Origin of the sequence: Winogradskyella sp. PE311, assembly GCF_046545555.1 — a bacterium.
Classification (GTDB): Bacteria; Bacteroidota; Bacteroidia; order Flavobacteriales; family Flavobacteriaceae; genus Winogradskyella.
Genome location: NZ_JBHZTH010000001.1, coordinates 2,021,837 through 2,047,727 on the forward strand (window position 1 = coordinate 2,021,837; position 25,891 = coordinate 2,047,727).

The 25,891-nt window shown below is 31.9% G+C and carries 28 protein-coding genes; 16 read left to right on the forward strand and 12 right to left on the reverse strand.

Annotated features, from left to right (window positions below; genetic code table 11):
• The first annotated feature begins 283 nt into the window (after positions 1-283).
• Positions 284-1,108 carry a sensor histidine kinase gene (locus ACFWU4_RS08790; RefSeq protein WP_411126896.1) on the forward strand — a complete coding sequence of 275 codons (825 nt, stop codon included), beginning with the start codon at positions 284-286 and terminating at the stop codon, positions 1,106-1,108.
• On the opposite strand, the gene ACFWU4_RS08795 is transcribed toward ACFWU4_RS08790, so the two are convergent.
• Genes ACFWU4_RS08795 through panB form a run of 3 tightly spaced genes read right to left on the reverse strand, consistent with a single transcriptional unit; the run spans position 1,105 to position 2,903 of the window.
• On the reverse strand, positions 1,105-1,803 hold the full coding sequence (locus ACFWU4_RS08795) for an RluA family pseudouridine synthase (protein ID WP_411126898.1): 699 nt from the start codon (positions 1,801-1,803) through the stop codon (positions 1,105-1,107). The genes ACFWU4_RS08790 and ACFWU4_RS08795 overlap by 4 nt on opposite strands.
• Positions 1,803-2,075, reverse strand: coding sequence for a hypothetical protein (locus ACFWU4_RS08800; protein WP_411126900.1), 273 nt, complete (start codon positions 2,073-2,075; stop codon positions 1,803-1,805). The genes ACFWU4_RS08795 and ACFWU4_RS08800 overlap by 1 nt, the downstream gene beginning before the upstream one ends.
• A 9-nt stretch (positions 2,076-2,084) precedes the next feature.
• A complete protein-coding gene (panB, locus tag ACFWU4_RS08805; protein ID WP_411126901.1) occupies positions 2,085-2,903 on the reverse strand; it encodes a 3-methyl-2-oxobutanoate hydroxymethyltransferase in 819 nt (272 codons plus the stop codon).
• Between the two features lie 106 nt (positions 2,904-3,009).
• Here panB and ACFWU4_RS08810 point away from each other — a divergent pair, with 106 nt between their 5' ends.
• Positions 3,010-3,468, forward strand: a complete 459-nt coding sequence (locus ACFWU4_RS08810) for a nuclear transport factor 2 family protein (RefSeq protein WP_411126903.1) — start codon at positions 3,010-3,012, stop codon at positions 3,466-3,468.
• On the opposite strand, the gene ACFWU4_RS08815 is transcribed toward ACFWU4_RS08810, so the two are convergent.
• Complete coding sequence (locus ACFWU4_RS08815; protein ID WP_411126905.1) at positions 3,465-4,889, reverse strand: L-serine ammonia-lyase; 1,425 nt, start codon at positions 4,887-4,889, stop codon at positions 3,465-3,467. The two genes, ACFWU4_RS08810 and ACFWU4_RS08815, sit on opposite strands and share 4 nt — an antisense overlap.
• Positions 4,890-5,001: 112 nt before the next feature.
• Positions 5,002-5,505, reverse strand: coding sequence for a hypothetical protein (locus ACFWU4_RS08820; protein WP_411126907.1), 504 nt, complete (start codon positions 5,503-5,505; stop codon positions 5,002-5,004).
• Positions 5,506-5,715: 210 nt separating this feature from the next.
• Here ACFWU4_RS08820 and dnaK point away from each other — a divergent pair, with 210 nt between their 5' ends.
• Positions 5,716-7,617 (forward strand): molecular chaperone DnaK, encoded by a 1,902-nt coding sequence (gene dnaK / locus ACFWU4_RS08825; RefSeq protein ID WP_411126909.1) that lies wholly within the window; start codon positions 5,716-5,718, stop codon positions 7,615-7,617.
• 45 nt (positions 7,618-7,662) lie between these two features.
• Here dnaK and ACFWU4_RS08830 read toward each other — a convergent pair whose 3' ends face one another.
• Positions 7,663-8,562 (reverse strand): Brp/Blh family beta-carotene 15,15'-dioxygenase, encoded by a 900-nt coding sequence (locus ACFWU4_RS08830; RefSeq protein WP_411126910.1) that lies wholly within the window; start codon positions 8,560-8,562, stop codon positions 7,663-7,665.
• A gap of 114 nt (positions 8,563-8,676) precedes the next feature.
• On the opposite strand from ACFWU4_RS08830, the gene ACFWU4_RS08835 reads away from it, so the two are divergent.
• The 5 genes from ACFWU4_RS08835 (at position 8,677) to ACFWU4_RS08855 (ending at position 13,841) form a co-directional block, all read left to right on the forward strand.
• Positions 8,677-9,408, forward strand: a complete 732-nt coding sequence (locus ACFWU4_RS08835; RefSeq protein WP_411126912.1) for a bacteriorhodopsin-like — start codon at positions 8,677-8,679, stop codon at positions 9,406-9,408.
• Between the two features lie 262 nt (positions 9,409-9,670).
• Entirely contained in the window at positions 9,671-11,047 is a 1,377-nt protein-coding gene (locus ACFWU4_RS08840) for a hypothetical protein (protein WP_411126914.1), read from the forward strand.
• A gap of 176 nt (positions 11,048-11,223) precedes the next feature.
• The gene (locus ACFWU4_RS08845; protein ID WP_411126916.1) at positions 11,224-12,090 is read left to right on the forward strand and encodes a 3-keto-5-aminohexanoate cleavage protein; all 867 of its coding nucleotides are present in this window, start codon (positions 11,224-11,226) and stop codon (positions 12,088-12,090) included.
• A 12-nt stretch (positions 12,091-12,102) separates the two neighbouring features.
• Entirely contained in the window at positions 12,103-12,744 is a 642-nt protein-coding gene (locus tag ACFWU4_RS08850; RefSeq protein WP_411126917.1) for a GNAT family N-acetyltransferase, read from the forward strand.
• Positions 12,744-13,841, forward strand: a complete 1,098-nt coding sequence (locus ACFWU4_RS08855) for a sugar-transfer associated ATP-grasp domain-containing protein (protein ID WP_411126919.1) — start codon at positions 12,744-12,746, stop codon at positions 13,839-13,841. The genes ACFWU4_RS08850 and ACFWU4_RS08855 overlap by 1 nt, the downstream gene beginning before the upstream one ends.
• 116 nt (positions 13,842-13,957) lie before the next feature.
• Here the strand turns inward: ACFWU4_RS08855 and ACFWU4_RS08860 are convergent, their stop codons facing one another.
• Both ACFWU4_RS08860 and ACFWU4_RS08865 read right to left on the reverse strand, forming a co-directional pair.
• Positions 13,958-15,271, reverse strand: a complete 1,314-nt coding sequence (locus tag ACFWU4_RS08860) for a CoF synthetase (protein WP_411126921.1) — start codon at positions 15,269-15,271, stop codon at positions 13,958-13,960.
• 10 nt (positions 15,272-15,281) lie between these two features.
• The gene (locus ACFWU4_RS08865; protein WP_411126923.1) at positions 15,282-15,947 is read right to left on the reverse strand and encodes an acetyltransferase; all 666 of its coding nucleotides are present in this window, start codon (positions 15,945-15,947) and stop codon (positions 15,282-15,284) included.
• A gap of 217 nt (positions 15,948-16,164) precedes the next feature.
• Here ACFWU4_RS08865 and ACFWU4_RS08870 point away from each other — a divergent pair, with 217 nt between their 5' ends.
• The gene (locus tag ACFWU4_RS08870) at positions 16,165-17,391 is read left to right on the forward strand and encodes a class I SAM-dependent rRNA methyltransferase (protein ID WP_411126925.1); all 1,227 of its coding nucleotides are present in this window, start codon (positions 16,165-16,167) and stop codon (positions 17,389-17,391) included.
• Positions 17,392-17,445: 54 nt separating this feature from the next.
• Entirely contained in the window at positions 17,446-18,393 is a 948-nt protein-coding gene (locus ACFWU4_RS08875; RefSeq protein ID WP_411126927.1) for an NAD(P)H-dependent flavin oxidoreductase, read from the forward strand.
• On the opposite strand, the gene ACFWU4_RS08880 is transcribed toward ACFWU4_RS08875, so the two are convergent.
• Entirely contained in the window at positions 18,383-18,802 is a 420-nt protein-coding gene (locus ACFWU4_RS08880) for a hypothetical protein (protein ID WP_411126929.1), read from the reverse strand. The two genes, ACFWU4_RS08875 and ACFWU4_RS08880, sit on opposite strands and share 11 nt — an antisense overlap.
• A gap of 291 nt (positions 18,803-19,093) precedes the next feature.
• Here ACFWU4_RS08880 and ACFWU4_RS08885 point away from each other — a divergent pair, with 291 nt between their 5' ends.
• Positions 19,094-19,417, forward strand: a complete 324-nt coding sequence (locus ACFWU4_RS08885; RefSeq protein WP_411126931.1) for a YtxH domain-containing protein — start codon at positions 19,094-19,096, stop codon at positions 19,415-19,417.
• On the opposite strand, the gene ACFWU4_RS08890 is transcribed toward ACFWU4_RS08885, so the two are convergent.
• Together ACFWU4_RS08890 and ACFWU4_RS08895 are read right to left on the reverse strand one after the other, a co-directional pair.
• Positions 19,414-19,986, reverse strand: a complete 573-nt coding sequence (locus tag ACFWU4_RS08890) for a GNAT family N-acetyltransferase (RefSeq protein ID WP_411126933.1) — start codon at positions 19,984-19,986, stop codon at positions 19,414-19,416. The two genes, ACFWU4_RS08885 and ACFWU4_RS08890, sit on opposite strands and share 4 nt — an antisense overlap.
• Positions 19,983-20,621: an alpha/beta hydrolase gene (locus ACFWU4_RS08895; RefSeq protein ID WP_411126935.1), complete on the reverse strand. Its 639-nt coding sequence runs from the start codon at positions 20,619-20,621 to the stop codon at positions 19,983-19,985. The genes ACFWU4_RS08890 and ACFWU4_RS08895 overlap by 4 nt, the downstream gene beginning before the upstream one ends.
• A 45-nt stretch (positions 20,622-20,666) precedes the next feature.
• Here ACFWU4_RS08895 and ACFWU4_RS08900 point away from each other — a divergent pair, with 45 nt between their 5' ends.
• From ACFWU4_RS08900 to ACFWU4_RS08920, 5 genes are all read left to right on the forward strand, one after another.
• Positions 20,667-21,092 (forward strand): PaaI family thioesterase, encoded by a 426-nt coding sequence (locus ACFWU4_RS08900; RefSeq protein ID WP_411126937.1) that lies wholly within the window; start codon positions 20,667-20,669, stop codon positions 21,090-21,092.
• 2 nt (positions 21,093-21,094) lie between these two features.
• A complete protein-coding gene (locus ACFWU4_RS08905; RefSeq protein WP_411126939.1) occupies positions 21,095-22,210 on the forward strand; it encodes a chorismate-binding protein in 1,116 nt (371 codons plus the stop codon).
• Between the two features lie 31 nt (positions 22,211-22,241).
• Entirely contained in the window at positions 22,242-24,002 is a 1,761-nt protein-coding gene (gene menD / locus ACFWU4_RS08910) for a 2-succinyl-5-enolpyruvyl-6-hydroxy-3-cyclohexene-1-carboxylic-acid synthase (RefSeq protein ID WP_411126941.1), read from the forward strand.
• A 93-nt stretch (positions 24,003-24,095) separates the two neighbouring features.
• Positions 24,096-24,434: a DUF2853 family protein gene (locus tag ACFWU4_RS08915; RefSeq protein ID WP_411126943.1), complete on the forward strand. Its 339-nt coding sequence runs from the start codon at positions 24,096-24,098 to the stop codon at positions 24,432-24,434.
• 127 nt (positions 24,435-24,561) lie between these two features.
• On the forward strand, positions 24,562-25,392 hold the full coding sequence (locus tag ACFWU4_RS08920) for a S1 RNA-binding domain-containing protein (RefSeq protein ID WP_411126945.1): 831 nt from the start codon (positions 24,562-24,564) through the stop codon (positions 25,390-25,392).
• Here ACFWU4_RS08920 and ACFWU4_RS08925 read toward each other — a convergent pair.
• A complete protein-coding gene (locus ACFWU4_RS08925; RefSeq protein ID WP_411126947.1) occupies positions 25,384-25,812 on the reverse strand; it encodes a hypothetical protein in 429 nt (142 codons plus the stop codon). The genes ACFWU4_RS08920 and ACFWU4_RS08925 overlap by 9 nt on opposite strands.
• Between the last annotated feature and the right edge of the window lie 79 nt (positions 25,813-25,891).

Genomic DNA, 25,891 nt, shown 5'->3' on the forward strand with positions numbered 1-25,891 from the left:
CAATAAGTGGTACCTTTTTTAAAACAACTATTGATTATGCTTTTGCTATATCCACATTTGCCATTTTTACAATGGTAATAATGTATTTGTGGGAATTAATTAGAAGTGATCAAATCTTAAATTTTTATAAAAACCATATTTTTTATATATGTATATCCATAATGCTTTTTTATATATGTTTAACCCCATTGTTTCTTTTTAACGAGTATTATAATTCAATAAATAAAAATTTTATACAATTTAGAAATACTGTTTTGACAGTTTCAAATATAATTTTATATTCATGTTACGTATTTGCATTCTTTTACTCGCTACATCACAGGAAGAAATTAGACCTGAAGAAATCGCTTTAATTACTTATGTAATTTTCTTCACCCTTGTGCTTTTAGTAACCTTTGTGATCTTTTTTACGGTTTTTCAAAAACGTAAAAATGAAATGCTTATTCACCAGTTCAAACAAAAACAACAGTTTGAAGAAGAACTTGTTAAGACCCAACAAGAAATACAAGAAGAGACTTTAAAACATGTAGGGAGAGAATTACATGATAATGTTGGTCAATTATTGGCGTTTTCAACAATGCAAATGAATGCTGCCGCAAAAGTTGCAGGAGAAGAAGCTAAGTTTAAAATTGGCAATGCCTCAGAAGCTTTAAAAGAGTCTCTAGCGGAAGTTAGATCACTGTCTAAATCACTAAATAGTGATGTTATTTTTAATTTAGGCTTTGATAATAGTGTTAAAAATGAAATAGAGCGTCTTAACAAATCTGGTTTGTTAGAAGCAAGTTTGGAGATAAAGGGAACTCTATTTAATTTTGAGAATAATAAAGACGAAATTATTTTATTTAGAATTCTTCAAGAATTTTTTTCAAACACACTTAAATACGCTGAAGCTGAAAGCTTAAATGTATCCTTGGATTATAAAGAAGATGTTTTAGAAATTAATGTTGAGGACGACGGTATAGGTTTTGACGTTATTGGTGCTAGTAAAGGATCTGGTTTAATAAATATGGAGAAGCGATCAGAACTTATAGACGCTAGCATTAAATTGAATTCTGTTATTAAAAAAGGAACAACTCTTAGTTTAAAATATCCTTATAGAACAAGTTAGCTTTCGCAAGCTTGCCAGAGTGGATCTTTAGGTAAGGGTGCAGTAACGAAAATAGTTTCCTTATTTACAGGATGTATAAAATTTAATGTCCTGGCATGTAAGCTAATACTCGCGTCTTTATTACTCCTGTCAAAGCCGTATTTTAAATCACCTTTTATTGGGCAGCCTATTTTACACAATTGAGATCGAATTTGGTGATGACGTCCAGTTTCTAAATCAACTTCTAAAAGATAGAAATTATCTAGTTTCTTTATTGTAGTATAGTGTAAAATGGCCTTTTTACTTCCATCCACTTCTTTAGAATAAGCAGTTGATTTGTTGTTTCTTGGGTTCTTTTTCAACCAATTTATAAGTGTGTCTTTTGGTTTTGGTGGTTGATTTTTTACTAAGGCCCAATACGTCTTTTTTGCAGATTTTTCGGCAAACAATTTATTTAATCTTGGCAGTGCTTTACTCGTTTTAGCGAAAAGAACTACACCTGTAGTAGGCCGATCGAGACGATGTACCACACCAAGATATACATTCCCTTCTTTGTTGTATTTGTCTTTGAGATACGATTTTACAATCTCACTTAGAGGTTTGTCTCCAGTTTTATCGCCTTGTACAATATCTCCGGCACGTTTATTTACGATAATTATATGGTTATCTTCATGCAGCACTAGAAGATTGTTTTTATGAGATAAAGTTTTAGACATTATATTAGATTAGCAATTATGGATGAAATTAAAAGAATTCCATTTCCCATTAAACCTATGTATTTTTTGTAATCATTTTTTTCTTTTTTAATAAAAGAAAGAACTCCTAAAATCGTACCTACAGTAGCAAAGAAATAAGACTTTAGTCCAAAAACAAAGATGTGATGATCATAACCAATATAGTTGGTTGTTTTGATTGCGAAATACGCTACTAATAAATTAAGGATAACAGCAGTGGCAAAAAAGACAAAAGACCAATGCTTGTATACCATATAAATTGATTAGTACTGTTCTTTATCATTTGGAAAATCGCCGCTTTTGACATCTTTTCCGTATTGGGAAAAAGCATTAGTCATTTCTTCATACAAATTCATATAACGTCTTAAAAAACGAGGGTTAAATTCATGAGTCATACCAACCATGTCATGTGTTACCAAAACTTGTCCATCAACACCATTACCTGCCCCTATACCAATAACTGGTATGTTAACGCTCTTAGCAACTTCTTTTGCCAATTTTGCAGGTATTTTTTCTAACACTAAAGCAAAACAGCCAGCTTTTTCTAGCATTAAAGCATCTTCTTTTAGTTGCTTTGCTTCTTGCTCTTCTTTTGCTCTTACAGTGTAGGTGCCAAATTTATATATAGATTGTGGAGTTAGACCTAAATGTCCCATAACAGGTATACCTGCGTTTAATATGCGTTTAATAGATTCTTTTATTTCTTTTCCACCTTCCATTTTTACCGCATGTCCGCCAGACTCTTTCATTATTCTAATAGCAGAACGCAATGCTTCCTTAGGGTCACTTTGATATGTTCCAAATGGTAAATCCACCACTACTAACGCTCGGTCTATTGCTCTAACCACAGAAGATGCATGATAAATCATATGGTCTAATGTAATTGGCAAAGTAGTTTCATGTCCTGCCATAACGTTACTAGCTGAATCGCCTACCAAGATGACATCGATACCAGCGCCATCAACAATTTTTGCCATGGTGTAGTCATAGGCTGTAAGCATAGAAATCTTTTCACCTCTAGATTTCATATCAACCAATGATTTTACGGTAATTCTTTTATATTCTTTCTTCGCTACTGACATTATGCTTATTTTAGTATTCGTAAAAATAAAGAGTTTTATTAAACTATTGTTTAATATAAATAATAAATACACTCAAATATTTATTCTAAATTTAATTTTATTTGCAATGAAACAACTACTTCTCATTTTAGCTATCTTCTTTGGATTAACATTAACCGCACAAGAATCTGAAAAAGAAAATGTAAAAAATACGATTACTACATTTTTTAATGCATTTCATAAGCAAGATACGTCCGCATTAAAATCTATGGTTAGTTATAAAATAGTATTACAATCTGTCTCAATTAATAAAGAAGGTAAGACAGTTTTAAGACAGGATGATTTTAATAAGTTTATAACATCAATAGCTAGTATTCCTAAAGCTAAAAAATTTGAAGAAAAACTAACAAGCTTCTCTATTCAGGTAGATGGTCCTATGGCAAATGCATGGGTAGGATATGAATTTTGGTTCGATGGTAATTTTAGCCATTGTGGAGTCAATTCTTTTCAACTTATTAAAGAGAACAAGGCATGGAAAATTATTTATTTAGTTGATACTAGAAGAAAAGAGGATTGCGAAAATTAACAATCTGACATATTAACACCAATAGCTAAGCCACCTTCGGAAGTCTCTTTATATTTTGTATTCATATCTTTAGCTGTTTCCCACATGGTATTAACAACTTTGTCTAAAGGTACTTTGACATTCTTAGGATCAGTATCTAATGCCAGTTCAGCCGCATTTATAGCTTTTATAGCTCCCATAGAATTACGTTCTATACAAGGAATTTGTACTAATCCGCCAATTGGGTCACAAGTTAATCCTAAATGATGTTCCATAGCAATTTCTGCAGCAACTAAGACTTGTTCAGGTGTGCCACCCAATAACTCTGTAAGGGCACCAGCAGCCATAGCAGAAGAAACACCAATTTCTGCCTGACAACCTCCCATAGCTGCGCTAATAGTTGCTCCCTTTTTAAATATACTACCAATCTCACCAGCAACTAATAAGAATTTTTTAATATGCTCAAAATTGGCGTTATGATTTTCTATAACCATGTAATACATTAAAACCGCAGGAATTACACCTGCACTTCCATTTGTAGGCGCCGTAACTACCCGACCTAACGATGCATTGACTTCGTTGACTGAAAGTGCAAAACAGCTTACCCATTTAAGAATTTGTCTAAACTTTACTTCTGTTTTTCTAATTGATTTTAGCCATTCTTGTGGGTCGCTATATTTATTATTTCCAATTAAATTTTTATGCATGTCAAAAGCACGTCGCCTCACATTTAACCCACCAGGTAAATTGCCTTCTGTATGACAACCAGTATACATGCACTCTAACATCGTAGCCCAAATACGTTTTAGTTCAAAATCAATAGATTCTATAGGTCTTATCGATTTTTCATTTTCTAAAACAACACCAGAAATGGGTAGCTTTAAATCTGTACAATATTTTAGTAGGTCCAAACCTGTTTCAGTCGGATAAGGAAAAGTACAATAGAAAATAATTTTATTGGCCTTTGAGATTTTTCTTTCTTCTTGCACTACAAAGCCACCACCAATAGAATAGTAAGTAGATTTATAGTTACGCCCATTAATAAGAGCGCTAAACCGCATTCCGTTAGAATGAAAAGCCAAGAATTTTCGATTAAAAACGATATCTGAGTTAATGTTGAAAGCAACTAATTTTTCATTATTTAAAAGAAGAATTTTGTTGCTTTTTATATCTGCAATGGTTTGCTCAATACTATCAATAGGAATATATTCTGGATCTGCACCACTTAGACCTAATAAAACCGCATAGTCAGTGGCATGTCCTTTCCCTGTTAATGCCAATGAACCATAAAAGTCAACTGTAATTTTTTCAACTTTATCAAAGCGCTTTTTATCTTTTAATTCTTGTATCCAACGTTCTGCTGCTCTCCATGGTCCCAGTGTATGGGAACTTGATGGGCCAACACCAATTTTTAACATATCGAAAACAGAAATGCACTCCATTTATAACTAGGTTTAGGTATAACAAATATACATTTTGTTTAACGCTATAAAATAAAAAAGCAGTTTTGATTTTTTGTGTCAAAACTGCCTGGTCTATCTAAAATAATAGGTGTTAACGTTTTTCGAATTCAGTAATACCATAAAGTTCCATAACATTTTCTAAACTAGAAAAATCTACACGACCAACGTTATTTGATGGAATGATGACAACTCTATAAGTTTGATTTTGAGTCCAGATAGGATCAAGGTTATCTAAATCAGAGCCTTCCAAGAAAAAATCCACATAAGTTTGTGTGAAGTCAAAATTATAAACCAAATCGTTTCCATCATTAAAAATTACGGTTTGAGGAACTTGTCGCCATATTTCAGTTCCGTTATCTAATGTTTCCCACAGAATATAAACTAAAGTTACATCCGTTGGTAACACTTCAAACCCATAAAATTCTCTTACGCGATAGTCGTTATCAAAGTTAGCACTTGGATTAAAGCTTACGTTTTCAATTTCAAAAGCTGGAGCTTCAAAAAGAAAATTGCTTTCTCGGACTTCAACAATCTCTTCAGTTGTACAGCTATTAAAAATAGACATGGCGAAAATAAATATAAGAATACGTTTCATAATAAATAGTTTTATGCAATGATATCAAATCATGTACCAAAGTAATCAAAAATAAAGTTTATTTTTTGAGTCTTTTGGTTTTATAAACTAAGAGTATGACAACGTGTCACATTTTTTGTCATGGCATAATCATTGACTATTAGTTATTGAGTTTAAAAATTAAAACACTGAAATTTCCGTGGAAACGGAAAACTAATATCAAAATAAATTATGAGTAAGATTATTGGAATTGATTTAGGTACAACAAACTCTTGTGTTTCTGTAATGGAAGGTAATGAGCCAGTTGTAATCCCAAACGCTGAAGGTAAGAGAACAACACCTTCGGTTATCGCTTTTGTAGAAGGTGGTGAAATTAAAGTTGGAGATCCGGCAAAAAGACAAGCAGTAACAAACCCAACAAAAACAGTTTATTCTATTAAACGTTTTATGGGTAATAAATATTCTGAATCTAAGAAAGAAGCAGAACGTGTACCATATAAAGTGGTAAAAGGCGACAACGATACACCAAGAGTAGATATCGATGGTCGTTTATATACACCACAAGAATTATCAGCTATGATTCTTCAAAAAATGAAGAAAACTGCTGAGGATTATTTAGGACAAGATGTGTCTGAAGCTGTAATTACAGTACCAGCCTATTTTAATGATGCACAACGTCAGGCTACTAAAGAAGCTGGTGAGATTGCAGGACTTAAAGTTCGCAGAATTATTAACGAACCTACTGCAGCAGCATTAGCTTATGGAATGGATAAAAAAGGTGTAGACCAAAAAATCGTAGTATTTGATTTTGGTGGTGGAACGCACGATGTATCTATTCTAGAGTTAGGTGACGGAGTATTCGAAGTATTATCTACAGATGGTGATACGCACTTAGGTGGTGATGATGTTGATCAACGTATAATCGACTGGTTAGCTGAAGAGTTTATAGCAGATGAAGATATGGATCTACGCAAAGACCCAATGGCTTTACAACGTCTAAAAGAAGCTGCAGAGAAAGCGAAAATAGAATTATCATCTTCAGCGCAAACAGAAATAAATTTACCTTATGTAACGGCTACTGCTAGTGGACCAAAGCACTTGGTACGCACATTAACACGTTCTAAGTTTGAGCAGTTAATCGATGATTTAATTAAAAGAACTATTGAGCCATGTGCTTCTGCATTAAAGGCTGCAGGTTTATCTAAGTCTGATATTGATGAAGTTATTTTAGTTGGTGGTTCTACACGTATACCAGCAGTACAAGAAGCTGTAGAGAAATTCTTCGGAAAAGCACCAAGTAAAGGTGTAAATCCTGATGAAGTTGTTTCTTTAGGAGCTGGTATCCAAGGTGGTGTACTAACAGGTGATGTAAAAGACGTTCTTTTATTAGACGTAACACCATTGTCTCTTGGTATTGAAACTATGGGTAACGTAATGACGAAGTTGATTGAAGCTAATACTACGATTCCGACAAAGAAATCTCAAGTATTCTCAACAGCAGCAGATAATCAGCCATCAGTAGAGATTCACGTATTACAAGGTGAGCGTCCTATGGCAGCAGATAACAAAACAATTGGTCGTTTCCACTTAGATGGGATTCCACCAGCAAGACGAGGAACACCTCAGATTGAAGTAACGTTTGATATTGATGCCAATGGTATCATTAAAGTGTCTGCTACAGATAAAGCAACAAACAAAACACAAGATATTCGTATTGAAGCATCATCTGGATTAACAGAAGAGGAAATCCAAAAGATGAAAGCTGAAGCTGAAGCAAATGCAGAATCTGATGCAAAAGCAAAAGAAACAGCTGATAAGTTGAATGCTGCTGATGCTATGATTTTTCAAACTGAGAGTCAATTAAAGGAATTTGGTGATAAATTATCTGATGATAAAAAAGCACCAATTGAATCAGCACTTGAAGAATTGAAGAAAGCTTACGAAACTAAGGATATCGCAATTATAGATCCTGCTTTAGAGAAAATCAACGAAGCATGGAAAGTAGCTAGCGAAGAAATGTACAAAGCACAAGCAGAAGCTCAAGGCGGTGCTGCTGGTCCTGAAGCAGGAGCAGAGCAACCAGCAGATGAAAACTCTGATGTTGAAGATGTAGATTTCGAGGAAGTGAAATAATATATTTCTGCGAAGGCGAAACTTAATATTTAAAAGCGCAACTATTTATTTAGTAGCGCTTTTTTTATGCTTAAACATTTTATTAATTACAATTGAATGCGGAAATGTAACAGCGGCTATAAATGAAAAGAAAACAGCATAAAAAATATTTTCATCTTTAAAAATAAAATATACTAATGCTATACCAATTATTGATATTGCCCAATACGGAAGTGCATTTTTACAATAACGTAGTATATTTTTTTTATTACTCTCACCATATACATAAGATATTTGATCGTATAATGACGGTAAACTGTGCCAAAAAACAAAGTAGATTGTAAATCCCCATATTAAGGTAGAGACTTTAAAGATCACACTAAAAATAAGCAAGTACAATAACTCAATAGCAATTAATTTTTTAAATGCTTTTGAGTTTAGAATTAAAATTAATAACAATAACCCAAATACTATTGAAGAATAAATAAAACACTGAGTAATAGTATTTTCATTTAAGTGATAATTAGTTATAGAATAAATAACATCTATAACGTCTTTTTTATTAAACTGAAAAAGTAAGAGTAAAATAAATTGCCCATAAACAAAATAGAAGGCCGACCTTAAGTACTTGCTAATTCCTGAAATTTTTTCTTCCCAATGCTGTTCCCCAAAATGGAATGCACTAAAAACTATAAATAATACTAAGGCCAGTATTGGTAAATAATAGAATATAGCAACGGCGATTAGCACCATAAATAAGTATCCCGTAAGAATTTTAGGAAATGTATTTTTCGAAATTTGATTTTCAAATGAAGTTATTAATAACACGTCGTTAGAACCATGTAGTATTCCAAAAGTAAATATGAAAAAAAAGCCCACTATTATTTCGTATTGACCTGCCAACAAGGATGATAACCATAAACCAACAAAACTTAAAACAATTGAGATATTAGTAATATTCTTCATAATATATTAGTGATACAACAAATATATTGTATAAATTTTGTTAAAATAGCATTTATTTTGTTTAACATTTTATATTTTTGTTTAAACAAAATTAAATAACTAACAAAAAGTATTATGAAAACACTTGTATTATTATCAGACATTACGTCTAAAATGGATCCAACGGATTATATTGGGTTCACGTTTTTTGTAGGTTGTATGGCTATGATGGCCGCATCAGCTTTTTTCTTTTTATCATTAAATCAGTTTGATAAAAAATGGAGAACTTCAGTTTTAGTTTCAGGACTAATTACCTTTATTGCAGCAGTTCATTATTTTTACATGAGAGATTACTGGGCTGTGAATATGGAATCACCTACATTTTTTAGATATGTAGATTGGATTTTAACTGTTCCGTTAATGTGTGTTGAGTTCTATTTAATTCTTAAAGTTGCAGGAGCCAAGCCTTCTTTAATGTGGAAACTTATTGGACTATCTGTTGTAATGTTGGTAACAGGTTATTTTGGTGAAGCTGTTTATCCAGGTCAGGCCGCACTTTGGGGTGGTATTTCTGGACTTGCATATTTCGTAATTGTATATGAAATATGGTTAGGTAGTGCTAAAAAATTAGCAGTTGCTGCTGGTGGCGATATTTTGAAAGCGCACAAAATTCTGTGTTGGTTTGTGCTTGTTGGTTGGGCTATCTACCCATTAGGTTACATGCTGGGAACAGAAGGTTGGTACACGAGTATACTTGGTACAGGCAGTGTAGATGTAGCTTATAACATTGCAGATGCTATAAATAAAATTGGTTTTGGTTTAGTTATTTATGCATTAGCAGTAAAAAAACAAGATGCATTAGCTTAATTTAATTAAAACTTCGCTTATAAAATACGCAATCATTAATTTGGTTGCGTTTTTTATTCCGTTTAACCAAGAATGATATTAACGATTAATCTTTTTATTATAATTGTGATGGAATCCTCTAAAATTAGTTTATTACCTTAAATTTTGTATAGTTTTTTTTAGACTAAAATAAGTGAAGATTTATAGTAATATCGTGTAAGTCTGTCTTATAAAAAGTTACAAAGACTCTTAGACAGTAATTAGATTTAAATAATTAGTATAAATGGACAATAGGTTAGTTTATGTCTTTTTAGGTTTACTTGCATTTTTCGTAAGATTATTTTTTGAATTTCAAAGTTCAATTATAACAGGTATTAATGGCGGTTACATACCTATTCAAGTCATGAAAATTTATGAGCATGGACATTTAGCAATAAGCGATATGCCTATGGTTTTTTACTTAAATGCCGTAATTGTTAAATTCATCGCGTACCTGTTTCCTCAATATTCTGTTGAGATCATCGTTTTATATGTCATTAAAATTACAGGCTCTTTAAGCCTTCCCTTAATACTGGTTCCACTTTATAAAATAAATCATAAGTTTATTAAAGTAAAGCTTCCTAAGGCCTATGAGTATTCTGTCTTGGTGTTCTGCCTATTTTCATTTTCTTCACTTTATTTAGGTGCAGAAATGATGAAAAATACTTTTGGCTTGGTTGGTTTCGTCTTTTTGATTTACTTTATTTTTCAATTTATTTATCAGAAATCTTTAAGGTATGCCTTATTGATGGGGATATTTTTAGTTTTTATAGGACTTACTCATTTTGGAGTGTTTTCAATTTCTATAATTCTTATAATTATTTCATTGTTTTGTATTTATAAAAAACGAGCAATAATCCCGACGTTATCTATCATGATTATGGGTTTCTTTATAGTGTGGATGATAGATTCTTCAAGAGCATTCAATGCAATTAATATTTTTGAAAAATGGTTTGGTTTGCCTTGGCGAATAGCCTATTATTTTCCAGGTATAGTTCATTGTCTTCTGAATTTATGTATTGTAATCCTTTTAATTTTCCTTTTAAAGACTAAAGTAACCGAGAAAGGTCATCGTCAGATTCTTACAATATTATTGTTATTTATGGTGTTATTAGCATTACCAATTTTAAGATTTGAGTTATGGAGACGATTTAGTTTTATGTTGTTTTTAGCACAAGCAATTGCTTTAATAGTAGCATATCCTTATCTACAAAGTTATATTAAGAAAAAAGTACCCATTGCTCTCATTTTAGTGTGTGCTATTTCATTAATCTATAATATTGTACTGCCTAAAAAAGCTGTAATTAGTGAAGCTGCTTATAAAGACTTAGCTAATATTTCGAGAATAATAGAGAATCCTAATAACACCTTAATTTTTGCTAAACATGGACTAGATTGGTGGATGATATGGCAGTTAGATGTAAAAATGGCTCAGTCTCATTTAGAAATTGACGAAGCCACTATAGATAAATATGATGAAATTTTAATTTTACATCAAAAAAAAGGACGAAACAGGTTATATCCTGGTCCTTATAGCCCATTTGTAAAACCTTCTGTACCAATTGATAGCAACCAAGTCTATTCATCTGAGTATTTTGAAGTTTTTAAATTTTCAAATTAATTTTATCTACAAATTAACAAGAGTTCAGACTTAAAAAAGTCTATGAATTATATGGTCATTTATCAGTGAAAATTGAATAAAGAATAATTTTACACGATTAGTAACTCATTTCATCGAAATATTTGTGTTTTTACTATGAATTAGCCTAAGTTTCGCCCAATAAATACCCAAATCTTATGAATAAGTTAATCATTAACTTTACTCCAACAGGCATGATACCTACAAAAGAGATGACTCCTCATGTACCTGTAACTATAAATGAAATTGTTGAAGATGTTCATCGTGCCTATGAATTAGGTATTACTATGACTCATATCCATGCTAGAGACGAAAAAACTGGTGTGCCTACTTATAAAAAGGAGGTCTACGCAGAAATGATTTCTGGAATACGAAAGTATGCACCAGATTTAGTGATCTGCACATCTTTAAGTGGACGTAATTTTAATACCTTAGATAAAAGAGCAGATGTTCTTTCATTAGAAGGAGATCTTAAACCAGACATGGGAAGTTTAACTTTAAGTTCATTAAACTTTAATCAAGTAGCGAGTATGAATGCTCCTAGTATGATTGAGGATTTGGCAAAAACAATGAAAACTAAAGGTATAGTACCAGAATTAGAGGTGTTTGATGTCGGTATGATAAATTTTGGTAAGTATCTTGTAAAGAAAGATTACATCACACCTCCTTTATACTACAATCTTCTATTTGGTAATATTGCATGTGCGCAAACCAATTTATTGCATACAGGTGTAATGCTTAACGATATTCCGAATGATGCTTTAGTGAGTATTGCTGGTATTGGTAACGGACAATTAATGATGAATTCTTTAGCTATAGCTATTGGTAAAGGTGTGCGTGTCGGATTAGAAGATAATATTTGGTACGATGCCGAAAGAACACGTTTGGCTACAAATGCATCTTTAATAGAGAGGGTTCATACTATTGCGAAAGCTAACAATAGAGAAATTATGTCTCCATCAGAATTTAGGGAACAGATGCAAATGGAACCTGGGAACGGACGTTACGGAAGAGTTTATAACTAAGACCAAATCATTATGGAAGGAGATAAAGGTGGATTTTCTTATCGAATTAAATGGATTTCTAATATTATAAAACATGGTTTGTTTTGGCACGGTGTTAGAAATAATTTAGCAAAGATAGGTTTAGATTTTATGCCTTATTATTGGGTTAAAGAAGCGACTAGCCCTATTAGCCCTCCTCAAATTAGAGGGAAGGATAAAAACTTTAAAATTTCAACTTTTGGAGAGTCAGAAATTAATCATATTAAGAGTTCAATAATTGGTATAGAGCAAAAAGATTTGTTAGCTGACTTAAAAAATGGTGAGATCTGTATTGGTCTAAAAAATAATGATAAGATTGCAGCTTACATGTTTATTAAGTGTAAACCTTTTACATTTAGAAAACGTTTTTTTGACCTAAAATCTAATCAAAGCTATCTGCATAGTATGTACACTTTTGAAGCTTACAGGGGAAAAAATTTAGCGCCTTATTTGCGATACCATAGTTATAAAGTCTTAAAGGAACGGGGAGTTACTGAGTATTTAAGTGTTAGTGAGTATTTTAATAAATCTACAATTAAGTTTAAAAAGAAACTTAATTCTAAACCATATAGACTATACCTAAGCCTAGTCCTTTTTAAAAGGTGGACAATGAATTTTACTTTAAGAAAATACTAATGGCTTTATATCATTCACTCAAAAAGTTACTGACAAGGAAAGTCTTAGGTATACAAAAACAGCTAGTGGTCTTTAATGCAACTATGAATGCACGTAAGATGATTAAAGAAGTGTTGCGTAATGGTAATATTCCCAAATTAGAACCACACGAGATTTTAGAAGCTAAATCCTTTTACAAATCAAAAGGCTATAAACTAAAGAATGCAGACTGGCATAGATTTTATAAATATGCTAGTGGCGAATTTCATAAAGACTATCTTCCTTTAGATATTTTTAGGCCGATTATGGAGCCAAATTTAAATAGAAAATTATACTGGCCAGCTTTAGTTGATAAGAACTTAACATCTAGATTATTCGAAGGGTTTAATCAACCAGAAACAGTAGTTAGTAATTTAAACGGATTTTACTACGTCGACGACATTGTTGTAAGTAAAGACTTAGCTGCAGCTGCTTGTGCTAAAGTAAAAACTCAAATGATAATTAAACCAACAGTTGATTCTGGTCAAGGTAAAATGGTAAAGAAATTTACCATGAGTAATAATAAAATCAATGAATTATTTAAATCGTATAAGAAGGATTTTATAATTCAGAAAGTTGTTGAACAAAGTACAAAACTGAGTAAGTTAAACTCCACGACACTAAATACGCTTAGAGTTGTATCTTATTTAGATAAAAAAGGTGGTGTAAATATTCTGACCTCTTACCTTAGAATTGGCAAACCAGGAAGTGATACCGATAATATTTCTATTGGCGGAATGGCTTGTGCAATTAATGATGATGGAACATTACATAAAAGAGGCTTTATACATAGAAATGAAGGAGGAAAGTCTGATTTAAGTAAAACACCATCAGGTATTTTATTAGATGGCTATAAAGTCCCAAATTACGAAGGAGTAAAAGAAATGGTTAAAGAAATGCACCCAAGAGTTCCTATGTTTAAGATTATATCATGGGATATAGGAGTTGATAAAAATGACAGACCTATATTAATTGAGTATAACACATTTTATCAAAATATTGATATGCAGATGTTTACAGGTCCTTTTTTCGGGGAATTTACTGACGAAATTTTCGCTTTAGGTTTAAAGGGGAAATAAGCTTTATTATAAATCTAATAGGTATAAATTAAAGAGTACATATACATAGTTAAGGTGTTGATTTGCTGGTAACTAATGAACCGCAATTAGGTTAATATGCAGAAGAAATTTTAGCCTTAGCTTTTCTTGAAATTGTTTATCACTTTTCTGCGTTTACCCGAAGACAATGGTGGAATTTCATCAACATAAGAAATAATGACTTTTGCATCTTCTCCAAAATCTGATTTTATAGAAGCTACTAGTTCATTTTCAAACTCAAAATGATCTGCTTGAAGATTTAGTTTTACTTCATATTCTTTTTCACCTTGTTGAATAAATTGATATTGCTTTAGTAAAGTGTAGTATTTATAGAATTTAGTATAAATAACAAATGAAGAAATAAGTTGCCCTTGAGAGTCATAAATAACATCCATTTTGCGTCCTTCTATTTGTTCTAATTCTATGGTACCATTCTTATTCAAACCTAACTTTGCAATATCTCCAGTATCATATCTAATTATTGGCATTGCATAATTAAACAAATCTGTTACGACGATTCTTCCAAATTCTCCTGGTTTTACAGGTATATCGTTATCTAGATTTAATATTTCTACATTATAACTTGCATGGTTAATGACAAAACTATTTGGGGATTTTAAAGTCTGTTGCGCAATGATACCAATTTCTTCACTTGAGTATCTAGAAAGTACTGTTGTATCTAAATGCTTTGCTAATGTGTTCTTGGTGTAAGGGTTAAGATATTCAGAATTAGCAATGGCAGAATTTATATTTAAACCTTTAAGTTTACTTTGGCTTTTCTCTAAGTACTGCGCAATCATTTCGTAAGATGAAGCAAAGCCTAGTATGATTTTGTCTTTTTGTTTATCCGATTTTAATAGATCTAAAAAGGTTTCAATTCTATCATCAGTTAAACGCGAAATATCAAATTGATAAGCATTTTGTAATAAGGATTTAAATTTACTCTTTTGATTGTGACCTCTCCAAACTTCGAGCTCGTAGAGCTTATTACCTACTTTATAGCCAGAGTTTTTGAAAAAATAAAGATTGTCTGCGCTATTTCTTATACGTTTGCCTTTATCTTGAAATAGAAAAAATGGCACACCTGTAGATCCACTAGTTGATACCTTAAAATTATCTTTATCTCTAAATTTAGTCGACTGAAATTGAGAAAAATCATTCTGAATCGTCGTTTTTCTAATTACCGGAAAATCTAAAATTGTATTAAAAGTTTTAAGAGAACTATAATATGGTGTTGTTGTAATAGCATGATTCAATAGATTATCTAAAGATTTAGTTTTTGTTTGTTTTGCGTTATTAGAGTTAGGACACTGTATACCTAATGTAACTTCTTTGAGTTGATTTTTTATATGGCTTCCTTTAAAACTATCTATTAGCCAAAAGAAATTATTTCTTACTCTGTTTAAAATCATCACGTAATTTTTAGCCTAAGTATTTAGAATTAGCCTCTCTATCTTTAATAGTGTTAATAGGTAATCCAAAGGCTTGTTTATAATCTCCTATAGATTTTAGAACTAAAGATCCTGCACCTATTATGGTATGATTACCTATAACAATGTTTTGTATTATTGATGCACTAAGGCAGATAGCAGAACAAGTACCAATTTTAACATTACCACTAATAATTGCTCCCGATGCCAAACTAGAAAAGTTAGACATAACAGAATCATGACCTAAGGATGATTTTGTATTTAAAAGTGTAAATTCTCCAATTTTTGCATTAGCATTTATAACAACATTAGGCATAATTACTACACCTTGCGGTATCTTAACGTCATTTGCTAAAATAGCACTAGGATGTATAGCAGATATAAATTCTATCGAAGGGGAAATTTCGGCAATTTTATGATAAACATTCCGTCGTGTATAGTTATCACCTATACCTATGATAGCACCATAGATATCTTGCTCTTCAATCAGTTGATGCAACATATCTAAGTTGCCAATAACCTTAAAGCCATATATATTATCATTAATTGGTCTGTAAGAATCAATGAAGCCTATGATATTGTACTCATTATTCTTAAGAATAATATCAGCAATCATTTTACCATGGCCAGAAGCACCATAAATAACAATATTCTTCATTGTTGTAAGAATCGTTTATAACGAGCGTTTGTTTTTATCACAGACAATCGTTTTATAGATAGATTTGGTTCTACATGGCGAATATATTAACATTTTCATAGATTTATAAACATGGTGGTTAAACGGTTAAGTTTTGCCCATAACATGACTAATTATTGAGCTTTTTACGGTTAATTTGCATCATAGCTACTAAAATTATTTTTCACATATCTTATTTATGGCATTCAATATTTCATTTTTTAAGTATGACATTAAAAATCTAGCCGTTAAGCTTAATGCTAAAGGTGAACAATTTGTTGTAAAAGGACATCCATGGGTGTTTTCTAACAGTATCGTAAAAATAAATGAAGGTGCTAATACTGGTGACTTAGCTATAATATTTAGTAAAAATAAAAATAAAGTTGTAGGCATAGGTCTGTATGATGCCAATTCGCCAATACGAATAAAAATCATTCATAATGCTGAAACTAAAGTCAAGATTAATTCAGTATTTTTTCACGATAAAATAGAGATTGCTTTCAATAAACGGAAGGATTTATTAGAAACCAATACAAATAGCTATCGTTTACTTTTTGGTGAAAATGACGGTTTTCCAGGATTAATTGCAGATGTATATCATAAGGTTTTAGTTGTAAAGGTTTATTCCGAAATTTGGTTACCATATTTAGAATCTATTTTAGAAAGTCTGCAAAAAATTTCTAATGCTGCAACGATTGTAATGCGTTTAAGCAGAAACTTACAAAACAGTGCTCATCACAATCTTAATGATGGTGAAGTTGTATTTGGTAAATTAGACAACAATGAGGTTGCGTTTATAGAACATGGAGTTAAATTTTCCGCAAATGTTATTAAAGGCCATAAAACAGGTTATTTTTTAGATCATAGAGATAATAGAAGACGTGTAGGAGAGCTAAGTGTTGGTAAAACAGTTTTAGACGTGTTTTCTTATGCTGGTGGATTTTCGGTACATGCATTAGCTAAAGGAGCAGATGAGGTAACTAGTTTAGATATTAGTAAACAAGCCCTAGATATGGCAAGAGCCAATGGAAAACTTAATGATTATAAAGGAGTTCATAAGACTATTTCTGGCGATGCTTTTACTGAAATGAAAGGTCTAATTCAAAAAGGCAAAACTTTCGATGTTGTAGTCATAGATCCACCAAGTTTCGCAAAGCAAAAATCAGAAATTGATTTAGCTAAAAAGAAGTATGCGCAATTAGCAGAATTAGGAGAGAAACTTACTGCCAAGTATGGACTCTTAGTTTTAGCCTCATGTTCTTCTAGAGTATTAGCACAAGCTTTTTTTGACCTTAACGTGCAAGCTTTGAATTCACAATCTAGATTATACGATACTATTTTAAAAACACAACACGATAGCGATCATCCTATTAGTTTCGCGGAAGGGGCTTATCTTAAATGTGGTTATTATCGTTTCTTAGAATAGAAGTATTATGCATGCATAATATATTTTAGTATATTTGACCAAATTCAAAAGGCTATGCAAACCAAACTGACTCAACTACTAAATATTAAATATCCAATTATACAAGCACCAATGTTTTTGGTTTCTAATGTTGCTATGGTAACTGAGGCCATGAAAGCCGGTATTGCTGGTTGTATACCTGCATTAAATTATAGAACATTAGATGAGCTAAGAGCCGCGTTAAAAGAATTAAAAGCAAATAAAGTAGAAGGTGGATCTTATGGATTTAATTTAATTGTTAACAAGTCTAATATTAAATATAGAGGTCAGCTAGAGGTTATCTGCGAAGAAGGTTGCGACTTTATTATTACATCCTTAGGTAGTCCAGAAGAAACTATTCGTCAAGCACATGCCGTGGGAATAAAAGTGTTTTGTGATGTTACCGATTTAAAGTTTGCTAAAAAGGTTGAGCAACTAGGAGCAGATGCAGCGATTGCTGTTAATAATGAAGCTGGTGGACATCGAGGAAATTTATCACCAGAAGAGTTAACTAGTTTATTAAATAAAGAATTAGCAATACCTGTAATTTCTGCAGGAGGTGTAGGTTGTAAAGCAGATATTGATAAGATGTTAAGTTATGGAGCTGAAGGTGTTTCCGTTGGTAGCCCATTTATAGCTTCTATAGAAGCTGGTGTTACTGAGGATTATAAGCAAGCTTGTGTAGATTATGGTGCTGAAGACATTATTATGACAGAGCGCATCTCTGGTACACCATGTACAGTGATAAATACACCTTATGTTCAAAAAATAGGAACTAAAGCAACGTGGTTAGAAAATATATTGAATAAAAATAGAAAGCTAAAAAAATGGGTTAAAATGGTACGCTTTTCTATTGGTATGAAAGCTACAGAAAATGCAGCTAAAAAGGCAACTTATAAAACGGTTTGGGTTGCAGGACCAAGTATTGAGCATACAAAAGAAATTCTACCAGTAAAAGCAATAGTTACAAAGCTTACAACTTAAGCAATGCTAGTTCTTGGGCTTTCTTTTTTTTCTTTTTCTTACCGGTAAAAATATTAAATGTGTAACTAGTTGTTATACCTCCAATTGCCGTTGCAAAAAACTCACTATTATCAAATCTACCAGAGATTATATAACCGTCGTAAATTTCTTTGGAAAGACCTGCTAAAGTAGATAAACCCAAACTGTACCAAAATGCTTTTTTCTTATTTTTGGTTGTAGCATAAACTAAGCTATATGTAAGACCAGATATAACTACACCAGCACCAAAGTGCACACCATCGTCACTAGATGTTTTCTGTGAGAAGCCAAAATTAAATATAAAAATTGCGAGAAATGTAATTATAAATTTCATGGTTGGTTGGGTTGGTTGGGTTGGTGGGTAGAAATGTATTGGTTTTAGATAAGACATACACGTTTTTCCGATTGAATCTTAATTTACACGATAAAAGGACTTAAACCTCCTAAGAAGAAGCTAGAATAAGATAAATTCTCATTATGAATATAGATTACTCAATATTTTGCCTCAATTACTTAACTTAACGTAAAGTATTGATATCAAAATATTCAGATAAAGACATAATGTCTTTACACTCAAAGATTACATTACTGTTTGAATTTGTAACAAATCACTACGTTTTGCGACACATAAAATAGATCGTTGTCTTAGAGTAGGTAAACGTTTAATTTAAAAGAAAAATATATGATTCAGGTAAAAGGAGCTCTAGTTCTAGGAGCATTACTAGGTGCGGCAGCTGGTGTTTTGTTAGCGCCAGATAAAGGAAGTACAACAAGAGACCACTTAAAGGAAGAGGGTAAAGACATAAAAAACCAAATAGCGAGTGATTTTACGGAAGTAAAAGAAGATGTGACCAAAGCAGCTAAGTCGGGTAAAGACAAATTGAAAGAAGAAATAAAGGATATAGCTTCTAAAACAAGTCACCAAACAGAAAAGGCTATTACGTTTTTAGAAAAACAATTAGCTATTCTTAAAGAAAAGAATAAAACATTACAGCAAACGAGCTAAAAGGTTTTAAAAATGGTCGCTTTAATAAGCGGCCATTCTGTTTTTAAAATACCATAGCAACACGTACTTCGTCTATAACCATCCTTCATTACAGTGTCTTGTCTTAAGACGCCTTCTAAAGTAGCACCTAACTTCTCAACCGCTCGACGAGATTTCTTATTGCGCTCATCTATACGGAATTCTACTTTTTCAAAATCTAAAGTTTCAAACGCATAGCCTAGCATTAAAAATTTAATGTTAGCATTTAACCCTGTACCCTGAAAATTATGCCCTAACCATGTCCAACCAATATGCAATACCTTATTCTTCTGATTAATTAGACCAAAACGTGTAGAGCCAGCATAAGCCTGTTTATCTTTGTCATATATTATAAACGGAATGGTTGTTTTAAGGTTATAACCATCAACAGCAAGCTTTACATATGCTTTCAGTTTTTCTGGTGCAGAAATATCAGAAGGCGAGAAAAAGATGAGGTCTTTTTCTTGTGCAACATGTTCTAATTGCGTGTAATTACTCTTATCTAATAATGTGAGTTTTACACGATTGTTTTCTAGTGTCAGTGTATTCATACTAAATCATTTATATAATTGACATTAACCACGTGCTTGCCTTCAAAAGGTCTTACCATGACTTTATTGCCAAAAAGTTCAGTAGCTCTTTTAGATTCTAGTTTTAGGCGCTCTTCATCTAAATACTGATCATCAGTTCCATATATTAATGTGACTTTAGTTGAGTTACTTAAATATTCAAAATCTTTAGCTAATAACTCTTTTGGAATACCTCCAGAATGTAACACTAACTGACTACACTGCAATTGCCGTTTCGCTATATAACGCATAGCCACACTAACACCTTGAGAGTACCCAAAAACGATGAGGTTAAGGTTATTTGGAATGTTTTCACTTTCAAAAATGGCATCAAAGTAGTTGAGAATATTTTCCATACCAGCTTCAGTTTCATCCCGTGTTAACCAATTAGCACCAACATGCATTTTTGGCTGAATGTAATATTTGTTCGGAGCTTGTGGCGCAATGATATAATTCTCGTCAGTATTTAAATCCTTAAAATATCTAAGAAAATAGCGACTAAGGTAACCCATCCCATGACAAACAAGCCATACAGTTTTAGTGCGCTCAGTGAGCGTGTTTAAAGTAGAGTAGGAATTACTGGTATTATATGTGATTTCTTTCTCTTGGGTATTCATTATTCTTGGTATCTTTGCTTTAGACTCTAAAACTACTCATTTTCTATGCAACAATCTAAAGAAGAATTCTTAGCTAAAGTTAATGCTGTAAGTAAAGGCACATTGATGGAAACACTAAGTATAGAAATGGTAGATTATGGTGACGACTTTTTAGTAGCACGCATGCCTGTAACATCAAAAGTACATCAGCCAGATGGTGTTTTACATGGCGGCGCAACAGCTGCATTGGCAGAAAGCGTTGGTAGTTTTGCTTCTCACATTTTTATAGATATAGACAATTATTTCGTTAGAGGTTTAGAGATTACTGCTAACCATTTAAAGAGTGTTAAAGATGGTTATGTATATGCAAGAGCAACCTTTTTACACAAAGGGCGTACAACGCAGCTTTTAGATATTAGAATTACAGATGAAAAGGAGAATTTAATTTCAATTTGTAGATTATCTACAATATCACTTCCTAAAAACAAGTAGAAATGAATGTAGATTCATTTTTTAAAATTTTAGATGCGCAGTATGCTAACAAATTACCCTTTGTGGTTTATAGCAGACCAATAAATTCTATCATTAAGTGTTGGCTGCAGAAGGATAACAAATTACATACGACAGCTAATTTTACAGAAAGTGGTTTTGTTTTTTCACCTTTCGATTTAAGTACAGAAAGTATTTTATTACCACAGGAAAATTGTGAGCATCATACCTTAGAAATATCTAATTTAAAATTAGAGACTGAAATAGTAATAACAGAAATTAAAAATAAACAGAAGCTAGATCATATAGATTTAGTTTCTAAGGGTATTGAAACTATTAAAAGTACGAATCTAGATAAGGTAGTCTTATCTAGAGAAGTTGTAAAGACCACAGATTCTAAAAAACCCTTAGAAGTTTTCAAACGTTTATTTAATACCTACAAGAATGCTATGGTATATTGTTGGTATCACCCAAAGGTAGGTTTATGGCTAGGTGCCACACCAGAATTACTTTTTAAGGTAGATGGGAAGCAACTCACTACAATCTCTCTAGCAGGCACACAACCATATAATTCAAATAAACAAGTCTCATGGACTCACAAAGAATATGAGGAGCAACAAATAGTTACAGATTATATTAAAACACAAGTTAGCCCATTGTCTAGTGCAGTAAATATATCTGATGTTGAAACTGTAAAAGCAGGTAATTTACTTCATTTAAAAACTTATATTAGGAGTAGAATAAAGAGTGATGTAGAATTAATATCAGTTATAAAAACCTTACACCCAACACCAGCTGTTTGCGGTTTCCCTAAACAATTAGCAAAAGATTTTATTCTTAAAAATGAAAACTATAAGCGCCAATATTATACAGGTTTCTTAGGTGAGCTTAATTTAAAGCAAACTAAAACAAGAAATACCAATAAACGTAATGTAGAGAATAGCGCTTATGCTTTAGTGAAAGGTTATTCTAATTTTTACGTCAATTTGCGCTGTATGCAATTTAAAGATAACATGGCAATTATTTATGTTGGTGGAGGTATTACTAAAGACTCTATTGCTGAAAAAGAATGGGATGAAACTGTAAACAAAACCAAAACAATAAATAATGTACTAGATTAAAATTAGGGATATTTCTTATCTTTGTCAATAGATGAAGTATTCTAAAATTCCCTTATCACAAACCGTAGTAACATTATGTAAAACCCATAATATTAAGCATATTGTTATATCTCCTGGTAGCAGAAATGCACCACTAACTATTGGTTTTACTCACGATGAGTTTTTTGAGAGTTATAGTATCGTAGATGAGCGTTGTGCTGCTTTTTTTGCATTGGGTATTGCGCAGCAAATACAAGAACCAGTGGCCTTAGTATGCACATCTGGTAGTGCGCTGTTAAATTATTATCCAGCTATTGCAGAAGCGTATTATAGTAACATACCTCTAGTGGTTTTATCCGCAGATCGTCCAAAACATTTAGTAGATATTGGGGATGGCCAAACTATAAAACAAAAAAACGTTTATGGCGATCATGTTTTATATAGTGCTAACTTAAAGTTAGACTTAAAAAATAAAGTGAAGAACGACAAGGAGAAAGAGCTTCCAATTTTTAAAAGTATTGAGAACAAATTAGAGTATTTTCTTGGGCTTCAGAAAGATATTCAGACGTATAATGAATCAGAGATTCATGAAGCCTTGACTATATCTAAACTCAGTTTAGGTCCAGTTCATATTAATATTCCATTTGATGAGCCACTTTATCAGACCGTTGATGCTTTAACAATTAATCCAAAACCGTTTAATTTAAAAAGTCGAACAGAGAAAATAGATGATTTTGAAATTAAAAGCTGTCTCGATATTTGGCATACTGCAAAAAGAAAAATGATTTTAGTAGGTGTACTTCAACCAAATTCTATTGAAGAAGGATTGTTGCAAGAACTAGCAGATGATGATAGTCTTATTGTTTTTACAGAAACGACATCGAATTTACACCATCCAGATTTTTTTCCGGGTATAGATAAAATTATAGCACCTTTAGATGAGGCTAAATTTATTGCACTTCAGCCAGATATATTATTAACTTTTGGTGGATTAGTTGTTTCAAAAAAGATTAAAGTATTTCTTCGAAATTATAAACCAAAGCATCATTGGCATGTAGATTTATTTAGAGCGAACGACACGTTTTTTTGCTTAGAGAAACATATTAAACTATCAATTAATACATTTCTTTCGGAGTTTTTACCACTGGTAACACACCATACTAAAAGCGACTATAAATCAAATTGGTTAGCTGTTAGGCAAAAGCGAAGAAAAGGACATAGTGCTTATTTAGAAACTATACCATATTCAGATTTTACTGTATTTAATGCAGTTATAAAATCAATACCTAAACAAAGTCAATTACAAGTTGGTAATAGTTCGGGAATTAGATACACGCAGTTATTTCAGTTAAGAAAAGATATAAATGTGTTTTGTAATAGAGGAACAAGTGGTATTGATGGAAGTACAAGCACAGCTATAGGAGCTTCAATTATAAATACACAAAGAACCACTTTTATAACAGGAGATTTAAGTTTCTTTTACGACAGTAATGCTTTATGGAATAATTATATACCAGATACTTTTAGAATTATTGTTTTAAATAATGAAGGAGGTGGAATTTTTAGAATTTTACCAGGTCATAAGAACACAGATAATTTTGACACATATTTTGAAACTAAGCATCATTTAACAGCAAAACAACTTTGCAACATGTATGGTTTTGAATATCATGAAGCTAAAGATGAAACTGCCTTAAGCGCTGCCTTAGGCTCTTTTTATTCTAGCGCAAAACGGCCAAAACTTTTAGAGGTTTTTACACCTTCTAGAGAAAATGACGAGATTTTACTAAATTATTTTGAGTTTATAAAGTAGACTTGTCATTAAGATGTGACGGTTTCACTTTTTACGTGTCTAAAAAATACTTACCTTTAGGGAGTAAACAATTTTAATCTAAAAACTAATACAATGAGTAAAAGAGACGACTTAATCGCAAAGTATGCTGCAGACTTAAAAGACAAATGTGGTGTTAACGCAGACATGGATTTATTAACTAAAGTAACTGTTGGTTTAGGTCCTTCAATTTATAATGCAGATTCTTCTACAGTTTCTGGTTCTGATCCAAAAGAATTAGCAACGGTAAAAAACAACTATTTAATCAAAAAATTAGGATTAAAAGATAGTGCTGATTTAGACAAAGCGATAGCATCTGTAATGGATACCTACGGACAGTCTAACAGAAATAAATATAGAGCAGTAGTATACTATTTATTATGTGTTCATTTCAAAAAATCATCTGTTTATTAGTAGATGACTTTTAAAGATAGATAAGCGTTATAATTAATTATTATAGCGCTTTTTCTTTTATGCTAAACGTGTTTTAGTATCTCAATAATTCGTTTCAATATCTCAGTAATATCAATACCTTTGTAGAATGATATATTTAGGAGAATACAACACATTAGAAATATTAAGAGATACAGAACCAGGATTATTTCTTGGTGATGGAGCTGATGGAGAAGTGTTGCTTCCTAATCGTTATGTCCCAAAGGTTTTTGATATTGGTGATAAAATAGAGGTTTTTGTTTATTTAGATAATGAAGAGCGACCAGTTGCAACAACTGACAAACCTTACATTAAAAAAGGTGACTTTGCATTGCTAAGATGCAACCAAGTGACTAATTTTGGTGCGTTTTTAGATTGGGGACTAGTTAAAGAGTTATTCTGCCCTTTTAAAGAACAAGCTTTTAAAATGAAATCTGGTGGTTGGTATTTAGTGCATTGTTATTTAGATGATGAAACGGAGCGTCTTGTTGCATCAAGCAAAACCAATAGTTTTTTAGATAATAAAGAATTGACTGTAGCTCAGTTTGATGAGGTTGATTTAATTGTTTCCCATCCATCAGATATAGGAATGAATGTCATTGTAAATAATATGCATTCTGGATTAATTTTTAATGACGATATTTTTAAGGATATTAGTATTGGTGATCGCTTAAAGGGGATTATTAAGAAAGTTCGTAACGATAATAAACTCGATATTTCGTTAAATCAAATTGGCTATAGAAACATAGAGCCTAACGCTGAGCATGTTTTAAATGAATTACAAGATAATAACGGCTTTATACCACTGCACGATAAATCGGATCCCGAAGCAATTAAGGAGCAAATGCAAATGAGTAAAAAGAGTTATAAAAAGGCTATTGGATCGCTTTATAAAGAACGCTTAATTACCATAGAATCTGATGGTATTAGATTAGTTTAGTGATAGTCCCATTTTATCTTTTACGCGCTGATAAACAGTATCGAGACCTTCGTATAAATCATTAAAACAAATGTCTTTACGTAAGCAGAATGCGCTTTCTATTTGCGCACTCATTCTTCCAGCTTCATTGTAACTTACTATGCCATAAGCAGCTAAATTGGGTAACGCTTGTCTAACATCTTTAATATCTAAGGTAGAAACGGAATAAGAGTTGATTCTGTTTGAAACAACACCAAAGACTTTTGCGTTTCCGAAATATGATATAATATCTGTTAATATTTTTCTACCAGAAATAATGTCAATATGAGAGCCTTCATTAAATTCGACAACAGCGACATGGTTAAAATAATGCACAACACCAACATCAGAGGTGGTTTGCTTTATAATCTGTGGAGCTAGCTCTGTATTTACAATGCTCATTTTCTAAGAATATTTAATTATAGCTAAAATTTTTGCTTTCCCTTAAGCATTTATAAGAAACAATAATTATGGATAGGTC

Bases quoted from the DNA above. Each gene is read 5' to 3' on its own strand.
- ACFWU4_RS08875 (WP_411126927.1), top strand. From the start codon at position 17,446: ATGCAAACCAAACTGACTCAACTACTAAATATTAAATATCCAATTATA.
- ACFWU4_RS08830 (WP_411126910.1), bottom strand. From the start codon at position 8,562: ATGAAGAATATTACTAATATCTCAATTGTTTTAAGTTTTGTTGGTTTA.
- ACFWU4_RS08920 (WP_411126945.1), top strand. From the start codon at position 24,562: ATGATATATTTAGGAGAATACAACACATTAGAAATATTAAGAGATACA.
- ACFWU4_RS08890 (WP_411126933.1), bottom strand. From the start codon at position 19,986: ATGAATACACTGACACTAGAAAACAATCGTGTAAAACTCACATTATTA.
- ACFWU4_RS08840 (WP_411126914.1), top strand. From the start codon at position 9,671: ATGGACAATAGGTTAGTTTATGTCTTTTTAGGTTTACTTGCATTTTTC.
- ACFWU4_RS08870 (WP_411126925.1), top strand. From the start codon at position 16,165: ATGGCATTCAATATTTCATTTTTTAAGTATGACATTAAAAATCTAGCC.
- ACFWU4_RS08925 (WP_411126947.1), bottom strand. From the start codon at position 25,812: ATGAGCATTGTAAATACAGAGCTAGCTCCACAGATTATAAAGCAAACC.
- ACFWU4_RS08855 (WP_411126919.1), top strand. From the start codon at position 12,744: ATGGCTTTATATCATTCACTCAAAAAGTTACTGACAAGGAAAGTCTTA.
- ACFWU4_RS08845 (WP_411126916.1), top strand. From the start codon at position 11,224: ATGAATAAGTTAATCATTAACTTTACTCCAACAGGCATGATACCTACA.
- ACFWU4_RS08835 (WP_411126912.1), top strand. From the start codon at position 8,677: ATGAAAACACTTGTATTATTATCAGACATTACGTCTAAAATGGATCCA.
- ACFWU4_RS08795 (WP_411126898.1), bottom strand. From the start codon at position 1,803: ATGTCTAAAACTTTATCTCATAAAAACAATCTTCTAGTGCTGCATGAA.
- ACFWU4_RS08815 (WP_411126905.1), bottom strand. From the start codon at position 4,889: ATGGAGTGCATTTCTGTTTTCGATATGTTAAAAATTGGTGTTGGCCCA.
- ACFWU4_RS08905 (WP_411126939.1), top strand. From the start codon at position 21,095: ATGAATGTAGATTCATTTTTTAAAATTTTAGATGCGCAGTATGCTAAC.
- ACFWU4_RS08865 (WP_411126923.1), bottom strand. From the start codon at position 15,947: ATGAAGAATATTGTTATTTATGGTGCTTCTGGCCATGGTAAAATGATT.
- ACFWU4_RS08915 (WP_411126943.1), top strand. From the start codon at position 24,096: ATGAGTAAAAGAGACGACTTAATCGCAAAGTATGCTGCAGACTTAAAA.
- ACFWU4_RS08860 (WP_411126921.1), bottom strand. From the start codon at position 15,271: ATGATTTTAAACAGAGTAAGAAATAATTTCTTTTGGCTAATAGATAGT.
- ACFWU4_RS08850 (WP_411126917.1), top strand. From the start codon at position 12,103: ATGGAAGGAGATAAAGGTGGATTTTCTTATCGAATTAAATGGATTTCT.
- ACFWU4_RS08800 (WP_411126900.1), bottom strand. From the start codon at position 2,075: ATGGTATACAAGCATTGGTCTTTTGTCTTTTTTGCCACTGCTGTTATC.
- ACFWU4_RS08895 (WP_411126935.1), bottom strand. From the start codon at position 20,621: ATGAATACCCAAGAGAAAGAAATCACATATAATACCAGTAATTCCTAC.
- ACFWU4_RS08790 (WP_411126896.1), top strand. From the start codon at position 284: ATGTTACGTATTTGCATTCTTTTACTCGCTACATCACAGGAAGAAATT.
- menD (WP_411126941.1), top strand. From the start codon at position 22,242: ATGAAGTATTCTAAAATTCCCTTATCACAAACCGTAGTAACATTATGT.
- panB (WP_411126901.1), bottom strand. From the start codon at position 2,903: ATGTCAGTAGCGAAGAAAGAATATAAAAGAATTACCGTAAAATCATTG.
- ACFWU4_RS08810 (WP_411126903.1), top strand. From the start codon at position 3,010: ATGAAACAACTACTTCTCATTTTAGCTATCTTCTTTGGATTAACATTA.
- ACFWU4_RS08900 (WP_411126937.1), top strand. From the start codon at position 20,667: ATGCAACAATCTAAAGAAGAATTCTTAGCTAAAGTTAATGCTGTAAGT.
- ACFWU4_RS08885 (WP_411126931.1), top strand. From the start codon at position 19,094: ATGATTCAGGTAAAAGGAGCTCTAGTTCTAGGAGCATTACTAGGTGCG.
- dnaK (WP_411126909.1), top strand. From the start codon at position 5,716: ATGAGTAAGATTATTGGAATTGATTTAGGTACAACAAACTCTTGTGTT.
- ACFWU4_RS08880 (WP_411126929.1), bottom strand. From the start codon at position 18,802: ATGTCTTATCTAAAACCAATACATTTCTACCCACCAACCCAACCAACC.
- ACFWU4_RS08820 (WP_411126907.1), bottom strand. From the start codon at position 5,505: ATGAAACGTATTCTTATATTTATTTTCGCCATGTCTATTTTTAATAGC.